Raw genomic sequence first — 21,463 nt, forward strand, 5'->3', positions numbered from 1 at the left:
TGCTAATTCCAAATAGAAGTGCAAAATCTCTGTGGGTGCAATAACTATGAAAAACACCGCGGAGGTTTGCCTTGCGGCTGGGGGCGCGAAGCCCCCAAAGAGCATTGACGGATAACTTAAGCAATACAAAAAAAAGGAGAAAGACTTTCGTCCCTCTCCCTGAGATTAACTAATTTTGTATTGCAATGTATAAACAATTAACCTCGGAGCAAAGATACACAATAAGTGTGTTACTCCAAAAGAAATTCTCACTTAGTTTTATAGCCGAGACAATTGGCGTGTCTGTAAGTACCGTCTCTCGCGAAATTAATCGTAATTCAAATGAGAAGGGTATCTACAGCTGTCATTTGGCAATACTCAGAGCTCGCCGTCGCAAGTCGAACAACCCTGGCAACCGTTCTGTCAAGCCTTATGTCTGCAGCCGTGTGTTTGAACTTATCCGCCATGAGCAATGGTCCCCCGAGGAAGTTTCCGGCTGGCTTAGGAGAGAGGAAGGCATGAAGGTCTCCAAGTCTACTATCTATAATTGGATAGCAGCCAGTTCCCCGCACCATAAGGATAATATCCGGAAACACCTTCGCCATGGCGGGCACAAGGGCAGGACATCTAATATGTCGGGCAGCGCACTGATATCTAACAGAGTTTCGATTGACGAACGACCCGTCGAGGCAGACGGTCGTTCCATAGGCGATTGGGAAATGGACACCATCGTGGGAAAGAATGGAAAAGGTGCCATCGTAACGTTGGTGGACAGGAAGAGCTGTTATATGCTCATGGAGAAACTTGAAACGGGAAAACAGGCCGTACCTTTGGCGCATGCCGTGGTGCGGCTGCTTAGAGAGTCCCAATTGCCAGTCAGGACTATTACCACGGACAACGGAAGTGAGTTTGCAGCACATGAGATTATAGCAAGGAAACTAGGTACAACTGTTTATTTTGCGCATCCATACTCCTCATGGGAAAAGGGGGCAATTGAAAACATGAATGGACTCATCAGGCAATATATACCTAAGAAGACCAATTTCAAAGGTATATCCAAGGGAATGATAAAACATATAATAGAGAAATTAAACAACAGACCAAGAAAAAAGAATCAATTTCAAAAGCCAAAAGATATGATTAAACAAAGAATTGTGTAATTTTGCACTTGCTTATGGAATCCGCCAAACCCTTTAAAGACGTTAAAGAAAACTAAACCCACTTGTTCCGTGAATTATTTTTGAAGAATTATGCCGTTAATCCATTTAAATTAAATACTTTTGCAGCCACATATAAAGGAAAGGTGCTCGAGTGGCTGAAGAGGCACGCCTGGAAAGCGTGTAACCGTCTAAAGCGGTTCGGGGGTTCGAATCCCCCTCTTTCCGCTATTTTTAAGAAACCAAATAGGTTACTGATATGAAAAAATGGATTGCATATTTTGCAATGATAATTTTCCTCTTCTTGTCTTCTTCCGTTTCTGCAATAGCCCAAAAGGGGGTGAGCGGTGGTGTAAAAGGAAATGTGGTATTGACAAATGACACGTCGCTTGATGAGGCTTTGGAGGAAAATGATGTTCCGTTGAATGATGCGGCACAGTCTGTGGGAAATGATTCTGATGGTGGACTTCATCAATCCTTGAAGAAGAAGTTTATAGAGGGCAATGCGGGCTTTATGTCTTTGGTTGCTTTGGCATTGATATTGGGACTCGCATTCTGTATTGAGCGTATTATTTATCTGAGTCTTTCGGAGATAGATGCAAAGTCATTCATGTCAAAACTTGAGGATAAAATCATACAGCGTGATATCGAGGGCGCGAAGGATTTAAGCAGAAACACTCGCGGTCCGGTAGCGTCCATTTGTTATCAGGGGTTGTTGCGGATTGATAGTTCCATAGAGGAAATAGAGCGGAGCATTACTTCCTATGGAAATGTTCAGAGTGCGAACCTCGAGAAGGGTTGTTCGTGGATAACCTTATTCATAGCCATTGCTCCATCGTTGGGTTTCCTCGGTACTGTAATCGGCATGGTGATGACTTTCGATCAAATTCAGTTGGCAGGCGACATCAGTCCCACAATTGTAGCTTCCGGAATGAAAGTGGCATTGATAACTACCATCTTTGGAATTATCGTGGCTTTGGTATTGCAAGTGTTTTATAATTATATCCTTTCAAAGATAGAGCATTTAACGGCACAGATGGAAGAGTCGGCAATAGCTTTGCTTGATTCCATCGTGAAATATAAACTGACAAAATAGAGATGGCTAAATCCGGAGTAAATAAGAAATGGGATGCCGAGCGTGTTTCACAATCCGTACTCTATGTTACAATTACTTCAGTAGTAATTGTATTTGTGGCGTTTTACCTCATTGGATTTAATACTCCATCAATCGAAGACCCTGCTTTTAATGCTCCTCTCTTAACGGATGTGCTTATTTATTGTGGTTGGTTGATATTTGTCTTTGCCGTTGCAACAATTGCGCTTTCAGTTGTCAAGACCATAAAGATGACTTCCAAATCAGAAGTAGTTGTAAATAAAATTCCAACGCGCAAGCTCTCATTTTCGGTGTTTGGACTGACAATTACCAGTTTGATACTATCGCTTCTATTAGGATCCTCAAACGACATGTTGATTAATGGAATAGCGTTTACTGATAAACTTTGGTTGAAAGTGGCGGATATGTTCGTTTATTCCTCACTTGTGCTGTTGTTGGCAGCCATTGCTTCTGTAGTTTTCGGTGCCACACGTTATTATAGAAAAAAAAATAAGAATACTTGATTTTTCATCGCAAAATAAGAAAAGTTCCCGGTTTGAATGCCTCTTCAACAGCAGATATTTCTTTTATGTTGTTGATATTTTTCCTTGTTACCACTTCCATGGATATTGACAAAGGGATAACCCGACAACTTCCCCCAATTCAAAAAGAAAAGGAGCAGCTGCCAACATCCGTTAGTTCGAATTTGGTGATGAAACTTTATGTTACGGCTGATGACAAACTGTTGCTGAACGATGAGCCTATAAAAGTTACCAAGTTGCGAAGTGTCGTTGAAAAATTCATCGCGAACAGAGGGAAAAATCATATTATACAGTTACAAACTAGTAGGGAAGCATCGTACGACGCTTATTTCCGTGTTCAAAGCGAAATCATAGCGGCTTATCATGTTCTGCGCGACAAAAGCTCCGAAGATATTTACGGCAAGCCATATTCCTTATGCGATGAAGAGCAGCAGAAACTTGTTAATGATAAGGTACCGCAGCGAATTTCCGAAGTATATGAATTTGATAAGAAAGGAAAAAGAGAATGAGCTTTTACAGGCAACGCAGTCATGACATTCCGGCATTGAATACAGCCTCTTTACCGGATCTTATTTTTACAATTCTTTTCTTTTTTATGCTGGTTACCCAAATGCGCAAAATAACCGTTAAGGTGAAGTATCGTGTCCCTCAAGGAACTGAATTGACGCGTCTGACGAAGAAAACAACCACATCTTACATTTATGTAGGGAAGCAAATGAACAATTTGGGAGAGGTTGAGTCGGATAGCACAAGCATACAACTTAACGATAAAATAGTGCAAATAGCTGAAATAAAGAACTATTTGCTGAAAGAACGCCAAGATATGGATGCGATAGACAAAAAGCAAATGATGGTAAGCATTCGTGGCGATAAAGATACTCGGATGGGAATAATGATTGACATCAAGCAAACTCTTCGCGAATCGAATGTACTCAATGTCAATTATATAGGCACTTTGAAAGACAAGGAGGGAATAAAATTGTAATATTGCCTTATAATTTAAAACAAAATACAGAAAAATGTTGGCGTTTTGAAACCATTGTTGTATCTTTGCAGCAAATAATCATTAGAAATGGCACATAGAAGTTTAGATCAACTTGATAAGAAGATTTTGCGTCTGATAGCTGATGACGCACGTATTCCATTCTTGGAAGTAGCTCGCGAGTGTAATGTAAGTGGAGCGGCAATCCATCAAAGAATTCAGAAACTGACCAATCTCGGAATCCTAAAAGGCTCACAGTTTATTATTGATCCCGAAAAAATAGGGTATGAAACTTGTGCTTACATAGGATTGAATTTGAAAAATCCAGAATCGTTCGATGATGTGGTGGAAAGGTTGAAAAAGATTCCTGAGATAGTGGAATGTCATTACACAACCGGTGAATATGACTTGTTTATAAAGCTTTATGCTTATAACAACCATCATCTTTTGGATATCATCCACGACAAGCTCCAAGCATTGGGATTGTCCAGAAGTGTCAGCCTGATTTCGTATAATGCCGTCATCGATCGTCCTCTTCCAATTGGGGATTTTCCGACTGAACACGCGGCAAACAATGAGGAAGCATAACAAATACATATATAAGCCCGGCGGTCTTTTTCTAACAAAGCGGGGCTTATGTATTGTAAAACGAGAATCATGCTTTTGGAACTTATTCTTTGATAAAGAAAAGATGTTTTCTTGTGGGTAAAAATCCACATACCTTAAAAACAAATAATAAGGGTCTTCTTGAACTAAATTGTTCAAAAACCGAATACCCTTTCCACGTTTGCATTTGTTTTTTGTTCTACTACCTCCGGTGAAACTCCTTTTGCTTCCGCCAATTTCTCCATGATGTATACAAGAAAAGAACTCTCATTGCGCTGTCCGCGTAAAGGAACGGGTGCCATATACGGGCCATCGGTTTCCAAAACGATACGATCTAAAGGAACAGTCTGCAATGTTTCAGGCAGCTTCGACTTCTTAAAGGTAAGCACCCCACCTATTCCGAGTACAAAGTTGTCAAAAGAAAGCAGTTCTGCCGCTTCTTTTTCGTTGCCCGTAAAGCAATGAAACACGCCTCCCGGCAAATAGTTCCGGTATTTCCGTAGAATATGCACCATCTCGTTTTGCGCCTTTCTGCAATGTATCATCAGTGGTAGTCGCGTCTCTATTGACCATTTTACTTGTTCTTCAAAAGCACTTAGTTGTTCCTGCTCAAACTCTCTGCTCCAATAGAAATCCAATCCTACTTCGCCAATCGCTATATATTCTTTGTTTTTAGTTAATATGCTTTGCATCTCCTTTAGAACCTGTTTCCAATCGGTTTTAACCTCCTCCGGATGAAGTCCTATCATGGGAAAAGCAAAGCCCGGGAACTTAAAGCAAACATCGGCAATCGTACCTACCGATTTCAGATCTATGCCGGGAATGAAAACCTTCGACACGTTCGCTGCCTTTGCTCTTTCAACGACAGCCGATAAATCGTCCTTATATTCCTCTCCGTCCAAATGTATGTGTGTATCAATCATTTTTTCATTTATATCTTTTTCCTCTGTTCAATGGCGGCAACAGCACGTTACTTCTCTCTTTCCTTTGATATCCCCCCCTTGCTTATTCTTAGTTAATAAATCCGTTCTTCGTGTCGTCGATAATAGTAAATCACGCCAAACTTTCTACATTCGTGAAACCTGCGTTCGGGTGGCAGCTCTGCGAAATGAGCTTCAATGGCGTTCCACAGCTCCACGATAAGCGTGTCTATCTCCGGGCGCAACTTGGATATTTCCCGATTGGCATTCAAAGTCTTCTGTTGCAACTTCTTCTGTGCGTCATAGGCTTCTTGATAAATATCGAAATGAGTGGAAACAATGCCGATTGACGGATTGTAAATGGGACGTCCACCTTTCTGTTGTCGCACTTTTTCCCCCTCAATCATTTTGGTTCCCCATTCCAACAATCCTTCCGTAGTTTTCAGGTTGGGTAGTGATGTGGCGTTTTCATCCAATCCATACAATTCCAACATTTTTCTTTTGATTTCCCCACGCTCTACCGACATCAACAGCACTTGTATGAAATGACTTAAATACATGGAAGCCTTGTGCTGCAAACTGCTCATCTTCTTCGCATTGCGCACTTGAGACGACATGGATATCTTGTATTGCTCCGATGCGGTAAGCAGCCTGTCGTGAAGTGGCTGCGCACGGTTTAAGAGTTGCCAGTCAATGAACCGGTTGCGAACCGTGTAGATGTCATTGTTTTCCAACAACGTCTTCAATGCTTTCAGTCTTGCTGCATCTGTTTTAGGTAATCTTCTGTATGGCATTCAGGCTAAGAAAAAACGGTTGAAGAATGTTTTGTTATAATAGTGAAGCTGATGTGTGAACCCACATTTTGTTTCATACGATTTATTTTTGTCGTTCCATCATTTGCTCTGCATATGCTCTCAATTCAGTTTTTTTCTCTTCCGGTATGCTGACGGCATCCAAATATTTCTTGCTTTGTTCGTAAAATTCATCCATTTTTTCCTTTGCGAGTTTGTCAATGCCCATCTCATTATAGAGTCTTGTAACGGCGGTTATCTTCTCATCCTTTTCGAATGTTGTTTTTCTCATCCATACTTCCAATTCCTCACGTTGCCTTTGGTTGGCATGATTGAAAGCCGTTATCAGCATATAAGTTTTTTTATTGGAAACGATATCACCGCCGATTTCTTTCCCAAAGACTTTCGGATCGCCATAGACGTCCAAATAATCGTCCTGTAACTGAAATGCCAGACCTATCTGCTCGCCGAATTTATACAAATTCTCCGCGTCTTCTTTCGGCGCATCGGCTAAGATGGCACCCATTTTTATGGCACAAGCGAGAAGAACGCTGGTCTTCAATCGTATCATTTCAATGTATTCCTCCACGCTTACATCATCGCGTTTCTCAAATTCCATGTCATATTGTTGTCCTTCGCCTATCTGTAAAGCTGTTTCTGTGAATAAGCTAAGGACTGCGGGAAGGTGTCGCGCGTCGCACTTTGCCAACCGCTCATAAGCTAAAACGAGCATGGAGTCGCCGGAGAGAATGGCTTGATTGGCATTCCATTTCCGGTGTACGGTTGGCTGCCCTCGTCGAATGGACGCTTCGTCCATTAGGTCGTCATGAAGGAGTGTATAGTTGTGGTAAGTCTCAAGTGCACAAGCCGATGAAAGAACACTTTCCGGACTTTCCTTATATAAATTATAGCCGAGTAGCAAAAGAATGGGACGAATCCGCTTTCCACCTAAATCCAACACATATTTGATAGGCTCATACAGGCTTTCCGGCTTGCGGTTATAAGCAAGGACTTTCAAATAATTGTTTACTTTCTTCAGTAGTTCGTCTGATGTGTACATATTATTTATTTCTTTTTTTATTTATTCTATCTGATAGGCGAACAATGGTTCTAATCGCCTTTCGTAAAAGGAGGTAGTCTGTCATGGTTACACAATAGGGGGAATCGTGCCGTTTTCGTCTAAATTTGGAATACCACCGGTATCTCTATCAAGGACCTGCAAGGCTTGTTCTTCTCTATTCCGGGCTTCCATTTGCCCATGGTGCGTACAACCCGCAGTACTTCAAGCGAAAACTCTGAGTTGTTACTGTTCTTTACTTTCACGTTGCTCACCATTCCATCTTTGTTGATGATGAATGTGATGTTCACTACGCCCGTTCTGCTTGCGTTTATTGCCGAAGCAGGATATTGAATGTTGGTTGTTAGCCATTGCATGAAACTGCTCCATCCGCCCGGTGGTGTTGGTGTCTCGGAGAGGATACGTTTGCTCACTTTGTCATCGTATCGTTCTATTTGCACGTCCGAATCGTCGTCTGTTTGTTTGTTCATCTCCTTTTTGGCTTCTTCTATCACCTTTGTCGGGTCAGGCACCTCCTCAGTCTTACTTGTGAGCACCGGTGTATCGCTAAGTTGAGGCGCGGCGGTCTTTTTGTCCTCCGAATCTATTTTTCCGGCATCGTGTGGCGTTACTTTGCGAGGCGTTTCACTTCGCTTTATGTTGAGCATATCCTCCAAAGTGGGCTTCTTTTCTGTCTTTTGTTTTGCCACATCCTCTTGGTCAATCGCAGGCAATAAATCCTTGTCTTGCAATACCAAGTCTTTTGTTAAATCCAACTTATCTTTTGAGTCGGAGGAGTTTTCATCGGAGTATTCCATGGCGACAAAAAATATTGACAACGCAACAATGATTCCAAGCAGGAAACCTATCCAACGCTTGTTCTCTAAATCTGCTTTATTTGACTTCTTTATTTCCACCTCAAACACTAAATTCCTCTTATTCACGTTGTAAACAATATGAAAAGAAGAATGGTAAATCCGTGAGTTTCTGAACTCGGTTTATATTCAACAGACAAAATTAACAAGATATTCGGAAAAAGATGTATCTTTGCCGATAAATTAAAGTTCATTAAATGAAAAATATTGTTTTCACCCTCTTTCTGTTGCTTTTCTCATCATTATCTTGGAGTCAAGAGAGCCAAACAGAATATAATTTCCTTCGACTTCCGCTTAGTGCCCACGCGGCGGCATTGGGAGGAGAAAACATCAGCATTATTGAGGATGACCCGGCTCTGACTTTTTCCAATCCGGCATTGGCAGCATCGGTTAGCGACATGACAATTGGGTTAAGCTATATGAATTATATGCAAGGGGCAAATTATATGGGAGCTTCGTTCACAAAAGCCATAAAAGAAAAATCCACGATAGTGGGCGGAATACAATACATGAATTATGGAAAGATAAAAGAAGTGGACGAGAATAATGTCCAATCTGGTGAGTTCAACGCGGGAGAAATAGCCATCAGCGCGGTTTTTGCTTATGAATTGGCGCGAAATCTTGTTGGAGGCATCACTGCCAAATTCATCACTTCCTACATCGGAGATTACAGCAGCATGGCAGTGGGGGTGGATTTAGGATTGAACTGGTATGTTCCGGAAAGTGAATGGTCGGTTTCTGTCGCTGCCAAAAATTTAGGTGGACAGGTGAAAGCCTATGAGGAAGATTTTGGGAAAATGCCTTTCGACCTCCGATTGGGTGTCAGCAAAACGTTTGAAGGCTTGCCCATCCGCCTTTCTTTCACTCTCGTTGATCTCACCCATTACGACTATCGCTTTATCAACCACCTTAACTTGGGAGCTGAAATCCTCCTGTCGCAAAACATTTGGATAGGAGGTGGTTACAATTTCCGAAAAGCTGATGAAATGAAAATCGGAACTGGAGATGACGAAAGTGCTCATGGAGCCGGATTCTGTTTGGGAGGAGGTGTAAACCTTGAACGCTTCAAAATCAATGCCGCCTATGGGAAATACCATGCTTCGAGCAATTCCATCTTGCTCAATTTGGCATATACGCTGTAGGCAGACATTCTGCCTGAATGAAATCGCGATAGAAACTTAATAAATACATACGAACCGAACAATATCAAGCAATATGAAGAAAATCATCATAGCCATCGATGGCTATTCATCCTGTGGAAAAAGCACTATGGCGAAGGACTTGGCAAAAAAACTTGGATATGTCTATGTGGATACCGGAGCCATGTATCGTGCCGTTACCCTCTACGCGCTTCGCAATCATCTCTTTAATGATGACGGAACTGTCAGAATTGACGAGTTGCGAAAACAGATGCCCAACATTGGTATTGCTTTTAAGTTGAACTCTTCCACCGGACGTCCCGACACATACTTGAATGCAGAGAATGTGGAGCGGGAAATTCGCGACATGGAAGTGTCTTCTCATGTAAGTCCCATAGCGGCCGTACCCTTCGTTCGAGCTGCTTTGGTGAAACAACAGCAAAAAATGGGAACAGAAAAAGGCGTTGTAATGGACGGTCGCGATATTGGTACGGCAGTATTTCCACAAGCCGAATTAAAGATTTTTGTAACGGCTTCTGCGGAAGTTCGCGCTCAACGCCGTTATGATGAGTTGAAAGCGAAGGGATTGGAAGCCGATTATCTTGATATATTAAAGAATGTTCGCGACCGCGATTACATCGATTCCCATCGGGAAACATCCCCTTTGCGAAAGGCGGAAGATGCCATTGAACTGGACAACAGCACCATTTCTATCGAGGAACAAAACCATTGGCTCATGGAGCAATACAAGAGAGTTTGTGGCGATCACCACGAAATTATATTACAAAAACTGCGCCCGAAACACACTCCTTAATCCATTGATAATCAAGAAGATATTAATTGTGATTTAAAAGATAAGCTTTTGCACTCCAATTCATGACCTTTTGCAATGCAAAAGCTTACCTTTTACGGAGCAAAAGCTAAGCTTTGGACAGATGAATGAAGAAAATTTAGGACATTATTGAACATTTCCCATATCGCCGGGAAAGATTTCCTTATCCCGAACTCGCGTAGGGAATAGACCGTAAATTGTTTGTTTCTTTTAAAAAAATACAAAATGCGGGGGTAACTATTCAGCAATAAAGATTTATAGAGAATTGTTGCTAATCAGCGAGTTATAAGAATGAATATATGATGATTTTGAAAAATAATATCATTTTTGAACATTCTACTATAATAGTAAGCCTGCAAGTTTCTGATATTCAAAGTCTATGATTGCTGAATAGTTACAATGCGGGGAAATATATTATAAAAAGTTGCAAAATACGAAAAGATACCTTACCTTTGCCAACAACTGGGTTTTACGACTGACCCCATATTGCACCAATAGCAACGGCAAATCCATTAAATTCTATTTAATTGCACGTTGCCAAGCAGTCTGTTCGTGTGCCATATTAAGTGCCGGCAGCGTAGAGCGCGGTATATATGTTGATAAGCCTGAATGGCGCATAATCGGCAGTTGGACTATTCTACCTGTCGTCTTGCTTAGAATTACGGTGCGTGAGAAAATGTCGTTCAGCTGTTGTCGCTCCGCTTCTGTATGCACGCAGCTGCCGAGCACATCGTAGAGGTCGTGGAAGAGGTGTACTGGCAGACGGTCATAAGTCTGAGTGGCTTTCAGCAGACTATCTGAGCTTGCCGCAATCTTTTCCGCTGCGTGTTGCTGCTTTGCCCATGTTGCCAACTCTTCGAGCCCGTTGGATTTCACTACGCTTACGGTAGCGGAACGGTAGATGCCTTCTTGGCTGTTCCAATAGTTGAAGAAATCCTGTGCGAACCCCACAAGGTCGGGGTGAGGTGTGTAAAGGCGAGAGAGGCTTGTGCGGTAGGCGGGTGTGAACCCTGGACTGAGAATCTCTGCCGTTGACACAGCAAAGGCATGCGTCTTGTTGCGCAGCGCGTAGAGTGCTTCTGTGTTTGCCATGAAGCACATGTCGAAAACGATGAAGCAGAATCCGCGGTCGGGAAGTGCTGCGGCGAAATCATCTATACTCATCTCTTTGCTTCCGGCGGTGATGAGCGTGCGGCTCCCTATAGCGGGGGCATAGCTGTCAGGATGTGCAAAAGCCCCTTTTGGCAGCCAGCCTGTGGCATGGCTGAATACAATCAGACCATAGCACTTTGCCGGAGCAATGGTCGGCATCTCTTCTACAACGCGCCGCAGCAGTGCCGCGTCTGCCATGTCGGTATGCTCATACACCCGCAGTGTGTCCCATTGTTTCTTGCCGTTGTTGCCGGAAGCTTTCATCAGCACGGGCTGCGAGCCGTTGTCGGCGACAGCGAGCAGTCCTCCGTCTTGCGGATGCCACCCTTCAAGGAGTGCGTCACATTTGTCGCGTGCTTCTTTGTTCAAGTCATTATCGGCTGCTATGTAAGCGAGCACCGTGCGATAATCGCTTTGCTGATTGTCTTGCCATTCTCGGCTGCAGCTTGTCAGCACACAGAGTGCAATCACCAATTTTGTGATCTGTTTCATTTCTTCTTGTTGTATTTATAAACATTAGGGCGTATCCAGCCCTCTCCTCCAATCGGACGGAAAGAAACTGATACGCCCTCTATGTTCTTTTTTAGATTATTATACCCTTAAGGCTTTACTATATTAATTACGGAATGGACGGATTTGGGTTGCACTTTCCAAATAGAGATATCTTATAAAATAAATCAGAGCTTCTCTAATCTGATAATGGTAACTTAACCTACCGGAGGGTTTTTCTCCTAAAGCATATAGGGTTAGAGTGCCAGGTCCTACCAATTCAATGTTATGATTATACCTACATGCAAGTGGTAAGTAGCGTACTATATCACTTCCTGCATTAGAATTCCAATAAGCTTCATTGGCTATATCTTTTACGTTAATATCAGCACCTTTTGCTCCAAGATGTCGTGCAGTAATTTTTAAGCCACCAAAGTTGAACTTTTCATATCTGAATGCTGTGATATATTTATCATCTCCCCCTTTGTGGCGCATTGCATACAATACTCCTTTCTTGTTTGAATAGAAATATGATGTCAATTTCTGCGAATTTTTTTCGCCATGAAATTTAACATCCAGAATTTCTGAATTTTCGTAATTTCCAGAAAATACCGGAATATCATTACTTAAATATGGAAGAGTTGAAAGAAACTCCTTATAAAGTGGTACATGAAATCCTTTAGGAGAAGGATCTCCTCCATTGTTTCCGATATATGAACTCGGTGCCTTAGAATTGGACTTTCCAACAAATTGCGCCCAAGTTTGTGCTTCTTCTAATCCTGTACAATAGTATTCAGAGCCTGCGCTCTTTAAGAATTTATTTTTATCCCATAAAAGAGGATTGTTAGGGGTAATGGTACCTTTTTCAATTTTTATACCATTTATAAGATGTGTAAAATCAAATGCTACATTACGACCCCATTGATAATACTTACCACAGGCTTCTTCTGTTGTCCAGTTTGTTGCATTACATACAGATGCAAAAGTATTTAATTCTCCTATATTTGCATTTGCCATCCATGCCAATGGGTTAAGAGATGAAGTGGCAGCTGATTGTGTTATGGTAATCAGTTTGGGTGTCTTTTTATTTGGAGCGTATGCATTCTGTACCTCCAATTGTATTGTACGAGGGTACAAATCTACATTCTTACCTATCTTCACAAGGAAATCCTGATGGAGTTTGCCACCAGCTATCTTGCTTTCTCCAATCTGATTAACCTCAATCCAGGGATATTCTGCATTATTCAACAAGATACGGCTTTCCATGCTTGGACTCTCCACCGATATCTTCATGGAGTAAGCAGCAGTTGTATTCACGCTAATGCCCGTCACTTTGTTGGCTTCCGTGTTGTTTGCGGTGTGCTGTGCAGCACCGCTTGCTGCGCTAATGGCTGTTACTGTCGGCATGGTTTTGTCCACATCCAAGTCTAAGCTGCCGTTGCCACCCTCTGCCCAATCTTTCACTTCCACGATGTTGAAGTCCATCTTTTTCGTTTCAGCATTGTTCTTCATCTGCACAATGTAGCGGGTGTTGCGTTTTACGCTGCGGTTTGTGAACGGAATAGTAAACTGAGCCTTTTCACCCTTGTAGGTTCCTTTTACAATAACATTCAGTTGGTCCTGCTTGTTTTCGTAAGTATATAGTTGCATGTACATCTTCCTCATGTCACCATTTACGCCTTTGTTCTCTGCCCATATTGCGGAGATGTTTGAATGTGTGCCAAGATTGTCATTAGGGAATAGTGCCGGTGTTTGTCCTCTTACCAAATAGGATCTTGCTATGTCGCCTTCCATTCTTGCTCCTTCCAGCACGAACTCTCCATCGGCAGCTGTTGTGAGGTTTTCGATGTCGATGCGTGCGGAAAGACGCTCGAGAGTAAAGTTGAGGTTCGGCATAGGCGTTGTCAGGTCTGTCAATTCCGGTATTGTAACCTTCAGCGGTGCTGCGGCACACATCGGGAAGAAGTTTGCTTTGCCTGACGGCTGTGTTACAAATGTCTTAGACACATCTGCAAAAGTCTTGCCTTCTAAAGCCTTGTATTGGTCAAGCGTAAAATCCAAGTTGGCGATAGCCAATAGATGTTGCACTCCAGATTCTCGTATGAATACCTTTCCTGTTACGCCTGCTTCGGTGTCTCCGCCGGCAGTGAGTTCTATCGACTCCGAGTTCAGCAATATACCAGGTTGACCGTTGTTATCGTCAAATACTAATATGCGAGCATTGCTTATGGCTTTCTCTGTAATGTCGGCAGGATAGGTGCCGGCGTATGTCTTTGGTGCCAAGGTGTAGCCAGGGAAGTTGATTGTGATTGCATTGCGGTCGCCGGCAGAAATGCGGTCGGGACTCTCATTGCTGCATGCAGACATCAGACCTAAAACGACAGGAAACAAGCCTGCCCATATTTTCGATAGTTTCATATATTTATCCCTCCTGTGTAATGGTTATGATACTTTGTTTATTGTGATCAACTTTGTTACGTAAAATCAATCGTACGGTACGTGGCTGCCCTGTTAAATTATCCGCTGTTGCTCTAAAACGCAACTCATTTTTTATAAACACTCCATTGGCTATAGATATGTCACGTAGTCGCGTATATACAGTTAACCAATTATTAACTTGCTTTTCTGAGTCATAGGCTTGCGCATCTCCCTCAACTAAATATTCCCAATCAACATTGCATGAAATTTCTAAACTAGCTTCATTAAATCCATAGCCACTAGTAGATTCTTTATCTTTAATAATTTTCGTTAGTTTTAAGGTTTGTTCGTCAGCATCCCAACTAAAATTAGTGTAATATATATGAGCATCACATAATTTTAATACTACCGGTGCCATCGGCTTTATGACCCCTTCTACTGTTTCTTCATTCCATTTATCCACAACAATAGATGCGTCAATTTCGCCGCGGAACGCCTTCTTTATTAGCAGTGTATAGCGAGTGTTACGCTTAAAGCCGAGGAATTTGGATTGTCCGTCAATCTTCAGTCGCTTCTTGTAGATCACTTTTGATTCACGGTTAGGGTCGCCCTTGAACAGGATGCCCTCAATCACGATGAGTGGTGCTTGGGTTTCTTCCGTGATGTCGTCGCTGACATACGGATAGAACACATGCTTGTAGTCTGTGTGAGCTATGTCGGTTGACGTGGCAGCAACTTTTTCCATTTCCACTGGGTCGGAACTTCCTACAGTTGTAGCTTGTGTCGGTAGCTTGACCTCCGGCAGAGTTACCCACTTCATGCCTGTAGGATGTTGTGTGGTGGCAGTCTGATTGAAGAGGAAGCTGCGGTCGGGCACTTGCTCCAAGCGTACACGAGTGATAGTGAGCTTTGGCTCGTAGTTCTTTATGTCTATACGCGACATGATGCGCTCCAGTTCGGCTTTCTTACCTACTGTTCCAGTCTTCACCTCAACATCTTCGAGGTGAGCTGTCATCAGCAGCGGTGCTCCGTTGAGCTGCTTGTCGCCGAGTTCCTTCGTGATTTTCTTCATGAACTCGCCGGCAGTGATGGTGCCATTTGCCAAGTTCTCTATTGATGGTGCGCTGCCGTTGTTGCTGCCTTGGTTGTTGGCAACAAACATGAACTGCTTTTTGCCAGAGCCTTCCGTGTCGAGGCTCACGCTGTAGCCTGTAGCGGCAGATGTGAGCTGTACGTTGTTAAACACAGCTTCCAAACGTCCGTCGGTACCCTCTCCGAATTGATAGATGTCAAGACGCTCCACTTTCTTTTCTATTGCCGTCTGTATCTCGGCATAAGTGATGGGGTCTCCTCCCGGAAGTGTAACGTTGAACGACATACGAGCGGAACGTGTTTTCGTTACGCCGTTATCGTTCGTGTTGTCCGGAAGTAAACTTTCGTTGGTACAGGCGCCAAGGGTCAAGAGCATGACACCTGCTACAATAAAAATTTTTTTCATAAAACAATTTAATAATAAAATTAAAAATAAATTAAGAGTGTTTTCAAAAACACATAGTATTCTTATTAACCTACGGTACCGCCGTCAACCCAATCGAGTACATCGGCATTGGCAGCTGGGTGAACAATCATACGATCATCATAAAGATAGATTTCTATTTCATATTCTTGTTCGATGTTGTCGCTTACTTTCCAGCCCCACAGCGCAAAGGGCTCGGAGAGATGAATCTCTTTAGTCACCGCCGTTCCGTCGGCTTTCAGTAATACGAAGTAAGGAATACGCCCATCGGTGTAGCGCAGTGTGCGGAATGTTCCTTTTACTCGTCCTGCCAAACGTGGCACCTCTTTGCGGTGTACTACCAAGGTGGCGGGTTCCTCATAGACATAAGGGAAATGATGCACAACACGGTCGGGAGTAGTTTCCGGTTTGGTCTTGTCGCCTGCCACGTATTGATAGGTGGACTCTTGAGGATTCAGTCTATAGCGAGACGGCACCTCACGTATCTGCAATATGAAGTCGTCGGTTTCCGGCTGTGTTTCCATCCATGTAACGGTCACCGTTAGACGGCAATGTATATTGCTCATGTCGCACAGGTAACGTAGATCCTTGTTCCTTTCCGCTCTGAAAGAAAGAATTCCCCAGTAGATCGGATCGCTGTCGTCTTGCACTACATTGGCTTGAGGATTCTGCGTCCTTAGCAGAAAGTCGGAAAGTCGTGTTTGTCCAGGGATGAGGTCGGTGATGACTGTGGCTTTATCCGCATTGCCGAGTGTTACCAACTGATAGGCTCCCTCTTCTATTTGCGGTATGTACAGATGCTGCAGATGAGATGTTGCAGCCGGTATCTCTCTAATGAAACGCCCATCGTCTGTGAACAGGAAGTGACGCATGTTTTTAATGTATTTAGGAAAAACATCGGCAGCTCCTTTGGAATACCTGAAATCAATCCGAATACGTTCACAACATTCGTCGCGGTCGTCATCGGTAGAACACGAGGCAAGTCCTACTATCACAATAGCAAGCGCCAACCACAGGAAGACTCTCGAACTACACCATAGGTTTAAGCGATTGTATAAAGTCATGCTATAGGTCTTGGATTCCAATATATATGATAACGATTTTTCGTTCATCTGTTAGTTTTACTGCTGAATGGAAACATTTTGCTTGCGCAGCTCCAAAACTTTCAAGTTACGTTTTGCTGTCTCTTTTGTTTGCATAACAGTCAAAGCGCGCCGCAGGTATTGTTCGGCACGAGCATTGTCGCCGTGCAGCATATAGTAAACTCCCAAATTGTTGGCTGCTTCTGGCAGACTTTTAATTTTATTCAGATACTCCCACGCGATGTCCTCGTCGCCTCTTATTAAGGCTGCGGAAGAAGCATTAAGCAATACAATTTCGTTTTTAGGGTAGAGCTGTACTGCCATATCGTACTCGCGACCGTATTTAGCCCTTTCCTCATCGGTTACAGGAGGAGCATTGCGACGTCGTGCCAGAAGAAATAATTCTTCGGGTGAAAGGTCTTGCGGACGTGTCTCAAACACCTTGTCGGTTTCCTTTTCTTCAAAGGGCCTAACTGTGTAACTTACTTCCATCTCCATGCGACGTAAGGGAGGGAATAGATTTGCTAACATAAATTTATATGGAACGCCTCCTCCCAAATCCATGAGCTGTTTCTCACGTCCTTTATTAAGATCCACAAAATCGATAATGTCCAGCACTTTTTCGCGATATGGCATAATGCTCTCTTCTACCAACTTACGCAGTCCGTCCCAGTCTTCACCCATACCTTGTGATGGGAACGAAGAGAGTCCGGTTAGCCCATAACGTGAGATGATGTAGCTTTTGAAGTTATCGGCTCTATGTTGCGATAGCTTCAGGTTGTGCTCGTAGGTATCCTCCGGTGAGGCATAACCACGGATGATAGCCGAGTTGATGGTATATGTCTCCCTTCGAGTGGATAGCGGTCGCAACAAAGCATCGGCTTTGCGCAACTCATCTGCATTGTTCTTGTAGGTGGGTAGGATATCAGATCTGTTTACAATGAAATTGATTCTTAACGATAATAACTCGTTACGCAGCTTCTTTGTCTCGTGAGCAGGTCTAACAAACACAACATTACTTTCGTCGAACACAAGGTTTTGCATAGGAATAGCAGCTGGCGAGATTTCGGAAACCACTGTCGGCTTCAGTAGGTCCGAACCTACAAAACGCCAATCACAGCAGTCCTCAACGAATCGCTCTATATAAACGTGTCCTGTCGGCTGATTGCGAAATTCTGCCGGCAATACTACTCTTTTATCATATCTTATCTTCTGAGGTATTCTCTTGTTTAATGTGAGTTCGGCGTATGGCTTTGTACTCCAATACTGCTCATGATTGAGCAGTGCACGGTCGCGTCGATAGTATTTGGAATTTCTTTTTCCGTTAATAAGTATTTCCGGCAATCGCACCTCATCGTTACCAATTCTGTAGACAGGCACCAAATGTAAGGCTTCTCCTGACCGTATTACGTTTCCCTGCAAGTTTATGACAAATCCTATATGCAAAGAATCGCCGTTGATATTGCAGGAGGTTTCTGTAATTCGTAATGGCGATGGTTCGGTGACCGCATATTGTACCTGCTGCGCGATTGAAACGGTGCAACAGGCTACCTGTATTAGAATAAATAATATACACTTTTTCATTGCAAATTATTTAAGATAGTAGATAAATGAGAGTGCAAGTTTCGTCGGACCAAAGTAATTGCGGTGAAACTCTCCGAGATAGTCGCCACACTCTGTACATTCGTATTTCTTGTATTTTAGATAAAGATAGCCCACGCCCACAGAAGCCTCCATGCCCCATCTGTCACCGATAGCCCATTGGTAGCCGTAGCTAAGTCCTCCGCCATAAGCTTGTCCCTTGTATCTGGTGTCATCAAAAACGCGGGGTTTAGGGAAACCACCTATGTTATAGTCGGCATATATACCGTGCAATCCTAAATAACCTCGTTGGAATGATTTGCAAAACCAATATTTGACTTCGGGCATTATAAGCCAGTGTTTCAGCTTAGGATGAATCTTGCGACCGTCCGTATTCTCCCTCGATGGGAACGAGAAAGGATTATAACCGGCTGTCAGGCTCAGTGTGAAACTATTAGATGTTGCCACCTCAATGCCTAAGTTGGGAGTTGTAGTTGCCAAATAAAGTGTATTCGTTTTTATTCCAACTTTCTGCGCATGCAGGAAGCTGGTGGGAAGAAAAGCAATCAACAATAATAATTGTTTATTTTTCAAAAAGTCACGTATGGTATTCATGCCTATCTTATAGTAGATTATATTTTTTGTATAGATGTTTAGACTCACCGACAGCATGGTAAGGAAAGTCTTAACTCTTTTATGCAAGAGTTCAAAAACTTTTGCAAAGTTATGAAGTATAGTATTATTATTGTAAAAAAAATGTGTTGCAAACTATCATTTTTGTGTTATATTCTGAAAATGCAAATTTAAGGAGAGTTTTTATTTGCTTAGCAGTTTCTTACTTTTGCTTATTAAATTGGGATTCCGAGAATTGTCCATCCCGAATTTCTGAAGAGGTCTTGCCGAAGAATTTTTTGCAAAAGGTGTTCAGATGACTTACAGAAGAAAAACCCATTTCAGATGCTATATTCTTTATTGGTATATCTGATTCGCGAAGTATCGTTAGCAACTTCTCCGCTTTCAAATTTTGCAACCAACAGTAAGGAGAGGTATTGAAATGTGCCTTAAAAACTTTTTGAAAATATGCACGCTCCATTCCTATTTCGTCTGCCAACTGCTGTGCTGTTTTCACATTATCAGCATATTTGTGTACGGAAGCCATAAAGTCGGTACTTTTGTCGAACAATGGGCGGAATAGCGTGCGCAATTCTTCCTCTGGGAGACTTGCTCTAAGCAACAAGAAAATCTCTCTTTCTTTAAGATGATGAATTTCTTTGCAAGAGAATCCAACTTCTAAATAATCCTCTATGGAATCCCAGCACCGTATCAACGAATCGTTAGCATGGAACACGCGTGTATTGAAAGGGGCTTTGCATGCGTCGGTTTCGGTTGTTTCAATCTTTTCGAGTTTCGCAGCCGATAATTTTAGGCAGAGCGTACTGATGTGAAGAGTTGTCATTACAATTAAGCGCGAATCCGCGACAGCTCTTAAGGAGAAAGTTTTCCCCAGCGGAATGAAGATAAAGTCCTGCGCTTCCAATAAGTGTTGACATCCCCCCTTCTCAAGAACTTCCGTCTTTCCATGTCGCAAATAGATTAATTGGTTGCAACACCGTTCGTCGTCTTCTAAAGTTTCTTTTTCAGCAAGGTCTATCATTCGGAATCCTATATTCGGATTTAAGCGATAGCAATCGCAGTCAAGGTGGTCTTTTGGATTTATCAACTTCATGGGTCCTTAATATATTTCTTATTCCATAGGAATGATTTTGCCCACGGGTTCCCAGAAGTAGGCGATTAATAGGCTCAGTAGAAAATCAGTGGGGGAATAATTTGTTATTTATCTTAATAATTCCGACCTTCGCATCATGGAAGAAAATATGTTACGCACCTTGGCAGCTCTTGTGTTGCCCACTCAAATATTAGAGTTTTTTACTATCGTTTCTGTCCGTGAGGTCGGATCAGAGTTTCATATTAGTCTTGACGAACGTATGGACAAGACTTTGGCGGATGATGCCAACTTCGAGTCCAAAGGGTTCATGGAAGCTGTTAATATAACTGACTTTCCGATCCGAGACCATAAGGTTATATTGAAAATTCGTCGCAGACGATGGACGGACTTGCGCACAGGCAAGAGCTTTACGCTTCCCATCGCTTTAGACATGGTAGCTCAGGGCACTCGTTACTCCAAGGAATTTGGAGCTTTTTTAAAAGAAACGTATGGAGACATCCCCCGTGAGCTGCCTTACGCTTGAGGATTTCTATCATATTGACGGACACACATTTGAGAAACAATACAAGGAAGTTCTGAGCGGCTTTCGTCAATGGGACCAGGCAGAACATGCCGACGAGTGGCTTCTCTTTCCTGACAACATCGGATCCTCTTTGGCTATTGATGAAACTTCACTGTCTAACGGCGAACTGTACACTTTCGTGACCAACCGTGCAGCAAGGACACGGGAAAGAAGTCTCGTGGCAGTAGTTGCAGGTACAAAGTCAGAAGATGTCATAGCAGTACTGGATAGGATTGGTGAGGAGAAACGCTCCTCTGTTGAGGAAGTCACTCTGGACCTGTCCGACTCTATGCGCAAAATAGTCAGAAGCGCGTGTACCAATGCCAAGCGTGTAATCGATAGGTTCCATGTACAAAAGTTAGCATGCGACGCCGTACAGGAATTGCGTATCAAGCACCGCTGGGATGCAATACAGCAGGCAAACGACGAGATGGAGGAGGCAAAACTCTGCGATGAACCATACAGCCCATACCGATACGCTAATGGAGATTATTACTGTCCGCTAAACATAGAAATCCTCATTCCAACTCATTGAGACACAATAGTTCGGATGACAGCATGTTAGTGACAAGCCCCCTTATTCATTTTCTGTTACCTCGGGTGGCGATTCAGCCGCTGCTTCAAGCATGAGTTTCATGTCGGCATCCGGCATGTTGAAGAAATTATTCATGTTGAGGTATTCCATAAGTACAATGCGCACCATAGTAGCCAGCCCTGAGAAACTCCACCGCCTCTGCAATGAGCTTTGCAGCAGTGACAGTAATAGATTGGCAATGAGTGTAACCCAAATCTGTATCTTGATGGCGTTGGCACTCTCCCCATAGAAGTATCTAAGCGGGAAGTTCTGTTTTATCTGCTTGAAAAGAGACTCTATCTGCCACCTCCTGCGGTAGATGGCTACGATAGTCTCCATGGACATGTCAAAGTCGTTGGTAAGCAAGGACACCAACTTTGGCATCTTTCC

The 21,463-nt window shown here is 42.9% G+C and carries 21 protein-coding genes, 1 tRNA gene and 1 pseudogene; 11 read left to right on the plus strand and 12 right to left on the minus strand.

Annotation, left to right across the window (positions count from 1 at the left end):
* The first annotated feature begins 185 nt into the window (after nucleotides 1-185).
* From E0E16_RS01680 to E0E16_RS01710, 7 genes are all read left to right on the plus strand, one after another.
* Nucleotides 186-1,139, plus strand: coding sequence for an IS30 family transposase (locus tag E0E16_RS01680; RefSeq protein ID WP_130828553.1), 954 nt, complete (start codon nucleotides 186-188; stop codon nucleotides 1,137-1,139).
* Between the two features lie 137 nt (nucleotides 1,140-1,276).
* A tRNA-Ser gene (locus tag E0E16_RS01685) sits at nucleotides 1,277-1,364 on the plus strand.
* A 31-nt stretch (nucleotides 1,365-1,395) separates the two neighbouring features.
* Nucleotides 1,396-2,232: a MotA/TolQ/ExbB proton channel family protein gene (locus E0E16_RS01690; protein WP_130828554.1), complete on the plus strand. Its 837-nt coding sequence runs from the start codon at nucleotides 1,396-1,398 to the stop codon at nucleotides 2,230-2,232.
* Nucleotides 2,233-2,234: 2 nt separating this feature from the next.
* The gene (locus E0E16_RS01695; RefSeq protein ID WP_130828555.1) at nucleotides 2,235-2,753 is read left to right on the plus strand and encodes a hypothetical protein; all 519 of its coding nucleotides are present in this window, start codon (nucleotides 2,235-2,237) and stop codon (nucleotides 2,751-2,753) included.
* A 32-nt stretch (nucleotides 2,754-2,785) separates the two neighbouring features.
* Nucleotides 2,786-3,280, plus strand: coding sequence for an ExbD/TolR family protein (locus E0E16_RS01700; protein ID WP_317131320.1), 495 nt, complete (start codon nucleotides 2,786-2,788; stop codon nucleotides 3,278-3,280).
* Nucleotides 3,277-3,756, plus strand: a complete 480-nt coding sequence (locus E0E16_RS01705) for an ExbD/TolR family protein (RefSeq protein ID WP_130828556.1) — start codon at nucleotides 3,277-3,279, stop codon at nucleotides 3,754-3,756. The genes E0E16_RS01700 and E0E16_RS01705 overlap by 4 nt, the downstream gene beginning before the upstream one ends.
* Nucleotides 3,757-3,843: 87 nt before the next feature.
* On the plus strand, nucleotides 3,844-4,341 hold the full coding sequence (locus tag E0E16_RS01710) for an Lrp/AsnC family transcriptional regulator (protein ID WP_130828557.1): 498 nt from the start codon (nucleotides 3,844-3,846) through the stop codon (nucleotides 4,339-4,341).
* 173 nt (nucleotides 4,342-4,514) lie between these two features.
* On the opposite strand, the gene E0E16_RS01715 is transcribed toward E0E16_RS01710, so the two are convergent.
* The 4 genes from E0E16_RS01715 to E0E16_RS01730 form a co-directional block, all read right to left on the minus strand.
* Complete coding sequence (locus E0E16_RS01715) at nucleotides 4,515-5,282, minus strand: TatD family hydrolase (protein WP_130828558.1); 768 nt, start codon at nucleotides 5,280-5,282, stop codon at nucleotides 4,515-4,517.
* 92 nt (nucleotides 5,283-5,374) lie between these two features.
* Complete coding sequence (locus E0E16_RS01720; RefSeq protein WP_130828559.1) at nucleotides 5,375-6,073, minus strand: hypothetical protein; 699 nt, start codon at nucleotides 6,071-6,073, stop codon at nucleotides 5,375-5,377.
* An 82-nt stretch (nucleotides 6,074-6,155) separates the two neighbouring features.
* A complete protein-coding gene (locus E0E16_RS01725) occupies nucleotides 6,156-7,130 on the minus strand; it encodes a polyprenyl synthetase family protein (protein ID WP_130828560.1) in 975 nt (324 codons plus the stop codon).
* A gap of 119 nt (nucleotides 7,131-7,249) precedes the next feature.
* Nucleotides 7,250-8,044 carry an energy transducer TonB gene (locus tag E0E16_RS01730; RefSeq protein WP_130829706.1) on the minus strand — a complete coding sequence of 265 codons (795 nt, stop codon included), beginning with the start codon at nucleotides 8,042-8,044 and terminating at the stop codon, nucleotides 7,250-7,252.
* Nucleotides 8,045-8,199: 155 nt separating this feature from the next.
* On the opposite strand from E0E16_RS01730, the gene porQ reads away from it, so the two are divergent.
* Both porQ and cmk read left to right on the plus strand, forming a co-directional pair.
* Complete coding sequence (porQ, locus tag E0E16_RS01735) at nucleotides 8,200-9,144, plus strand: type IX secretion system protein PorQ (protein WP_130828561.1); 945 nt, start codon at nucleotides 8,200-8,202, stop codon at nucleotides 9,142-9,144.
* A 73-nt stretch (nucleotides 9,145-9,217) separates the two neighbouring features.
* Entirely contained in the window at nucleotides 9,218-9,955 is a 738-nt protein-coding gene (gene cmk / locus E0E16_RS01740; RefSeq protein ID WP_130828562.1) for a (d)CMP kinase, read from the plus strand.
* A 537-nt stretch (nucleotides 9,956-10,492) separates the two neighbouring features.
* On the opposite strand, the gene E0E16_RS01745 is transcribed toward cmk, so the two are convergent.
* The 7 genes from E0E16_RS01745 to E0E16_RS01775 all read right to left on the minus strand — a co-directional run bounded on the left by E0E16_RS01745 (nucleotide 10,493) and on the right by E0E16_RS01775 (nucleotide 19,937).
* Entirely contained in the window at nucleotides 10,493-11,617 is a 1,125-nt protein-coding gene (locus E0E16_RS01745) for a clostripain-related cysteine peptidase (protein ID WP_130828563.1), read from the minus strand.
* A 123-nt stretch (nucleotides 11,618-11,740) separates the two neighbouring features.
* Nucleotides 11,741-14,032 (minus strand): hypothetical protein, encoded by a 2,292-nt coding sequence (locus E0E16_RS01750; RefSeq protein WP_130828564.1) that lies wholly within the window; start codon nucleotides 14,030-14,032, stop codon nucleotides 11,741-11,743.
* A gap of 4 nt (nucleotides 14,033-14,036) precedes the next feature.
* Nucleotides 14,037-15,530: a hypothetical protein gene (locus E0E16_RS01755; protein ID WP_130828565.1), complete on the minus strand. Its 1,494-nt coding sequence runs from the start codon at nucleotides 15,528-15,530 to the stop codon at nucleotides 14,037-14,039.
* 65 nt (nucleotides 15,531-15,595) lie between these two features.
* The gene (locus tag E0E16_RS01760; RefSeq protein WP_130828566.1) at nucleotides 15,596-16,660 is read right to left on the minus strand and encodes a FimB/Mfa2 family fimbrial subunit; all 1,065 of its coding nucleotides are present in this window, start codon (nucleotides 16,658-16,660) and stop codon (nucleotides 15,596-15,598) included.
* Nucleotides 16,661-16,669: 9 nt separating this feature from the next.
* Nucleotides 16,670-18,214, minus strand: coding sequence for a DUF3868 domain-containing protein (locus tag E0E16_RS01765; RefSeq protein ID WP_130828567.1), 1,545 nt, complete (start codon nucleotides 18,212-18,214; stop codon nucleotides 16,670-16,672).
* Between the two features lie 6 nt (nucleotides 18,215-18,220).
* Nucleotides 18,221-18,826: a DUF3575 domain-containing protein gene (locus tag E0E16_RS01770; protein ID WP_130829707.1), complete on the minus strand. Its 606-nt coding sequence runs from the start codon at nucleotides 18,824-18,826 to the stop codon at nucleotides 18,221-18,223.
* 220 nt (nucleotides 18,827-19,046) lie between these two features.
* Nucleotides 19,047-19,937, minus strand: coding sequence for an AraC family transcriptional regulator (locus E0E16_RS01775; protein ID WP_130828568.1), 891 nt, complete (start codon nucleotides 19,935-19,937; stop codon nucleotides 19,047-19,049).
* A gap of 136 nt (nucleotides 19,938-20,073) precedes the next feature.
* On the opposite strand from E0E16_RS01775, the gene E0E16_RS01780 reads away from it, so the two are divergent.
* Both E0E16_RS01780 and E0E16_RS01785 read left to right on the plus strand, forming a co-directional pair.
* Nucleotides 20,074-20,460, plus strand: coding sequence for an ISAon1 family transposase N-terminal region protein (locus E0E16_RS01780; RefSeq protein WP_130828385.1), 387 nt, complete (start codon nucleotides 20,074-20,076; stop codon nucleotides 20,458-20,460).
* Nucleotides 20,426-20,989 (plus strand): annotated as a pseudogene (locus E0E16_RS01785) (ISAon1 family transposase); the annotation flags it as partial. The gene E0E16_RS01780 and the pseudogene E0E16_RS01785, both read left to right, overlap by 35 nt.
* 87 nt (nucleotides 20,990-21,076) lie before the next feature.
* Here the strand turns inward: E0E16_RS01785 and E0E16_RS14100 are convergent.
* Nucleotides 21,077-21,463: transposase (locus E0E16_RS14100; RefSeq protein ID WP_130828423.1), on the minus strand; the 387-nt coding region annotated here is incomplete at its 5' end.

This window comes from Prevotella rectalis (assembly GCF_900607215.1).
In the GTDB taxonomy this organism is placed as follows: Bacteria; Bacteroidota; Bacteroidia; order Bacteroidales; family Bacteroidaceae; genus Prevotella; species Prevotella brunnea.

What these genes read in the sequence shown, in the direction of transcription:
- E0E16_RS01695 (WP_130828555.1), top strand. Translation starts at nt 2,235, where the DNA reads ATGGCTAAATCCGGAGTAAATAAGAAATGGGATGCCGAGCGTGTTTCA.
- E0E16_RS01705 (WP_130828556.1), top strand. Translation starts at nt 3,277, where the DNA reads ATGAGCTTTTACAGGCAACGCAGTCATGACATTCCGGCATTGAATACA.
- E0E16_RS01690 (WP_130828554.1), top strand. Translation starts at nt 1,396, where the DNA reads ATGAAAAAATGGATTGCATATTTTGCAATGATAATTTTCCTCTTCTTG.
- E0E16_RS01720 (WP_130828559.1), bottom strand. Translation starts at nt 6,073, where the DNA reads ATGCCATACAGAAGATTACCTAAAACAGATGCAGCAAGACTGAAAGCA.
- porQ (WP_130828561.1), top strand. Translation starts at nt 8,200, where the DNA reads ATGAAAAATATTGTTTTCACCCTCTTTCTGTTGCTTTTCTCATCATTA.
- E0E16_RS01765 (WP_130828567.1), bottom strand. Translation starts at nt 18,214, where the DNA reads ATGAAAAAGTGTATATTATTTATTCTAATACAGGTAGCCTGTTGCACC.
- E0E16_RS01770 (WP_130829707.1), bottom strand. Translation starts at nt 18,826, where the DNA reads ATGAATACCATACGTGACTTTTTGAAAAATAAACAATTATTATTGTTG.
- E0E16_RS01750 (WP_130828564.1), bottom strand. Translation starts at nt 14,032, where the DNA reads ATGAAACTATCGAAAATATGGGCAGGCTTGTTTCCTGTCGTTTTAGGT.
- E0E16_RS01780 (WP_130828385.1), top strand. Translation starts at nt 20,074, where the DNA reads ATGGAAGAAAATATGTTACGCACCTTGGCAGCTCTTGTGTTGCCCACT.
- E0E16_RS01680 (WP_130828553.1), top strand. Translation starts at nt 186, where the DNA reads ATGTATAAACAATTAACCTCGGAGCAAAGATACACAATAAGTGTGTTA.
- E0E16_RS01725 (WP_130828560.1), bottom strand. Translation starts at nt 7,130, where the DNA reads ATGTACACATCAGACGAACTACTGAAGAAAGTAAACAATTATTTGAAA.
- E0E16_RS01745 (WP_130828563.1), bottom strand. Translation starts at nt 11,617, where the DNA reads ATGAAACAGATCACAAAATTGGTGATTGCACTCTGTGTGCTGACAAGC.
- cmk (WP_130828562.1), top strand. Translation starts at nt 9,218, where the DNA reads ATGAAGAAAATCATCATAGCCATCGATGGCTATTCATCCTGTGGAAAA.
- E0E16_RS01710 (WP_130828557.1), top strand. Translation starts at nt 3,844, where the DNA reads ATGGCACATAGAAGTTTAGATCAACTTGATAAGAAGATTTTGCGTCTG.
- E0E16_RS01755 (WP_130828565.1), bottom strand. Translation starts at nt 15,530, where the DNA reads ATGAAAAAAATTTTTATTGTAGCAGGTGTCATGCTCTTGACCCTTGGC.
- E0E16_RS01760 (WP_130828566.1), bottom strand. Translation starts at nt 16,660, where the DNA reads ATGAACGAAAAATCGTTATCATATATATTGGAATCCAAGACCTATAGC.
- E0E16_RS01775 (WP_130828568.1), bottom strand. Translation starts at nt 19,937, where the DNA reads ATGAAGTTGATAAATCCAAAAGACCACCTTGACTGCGATTGCTATCGC.
- E0E16_RS01715 (WP_130828558.1), bottom strand. Translation starts at nt 5,282, where the DNA reads ATGATTGATACACACATACATTTGGACGGAGAGGAATATAAGGACGAT.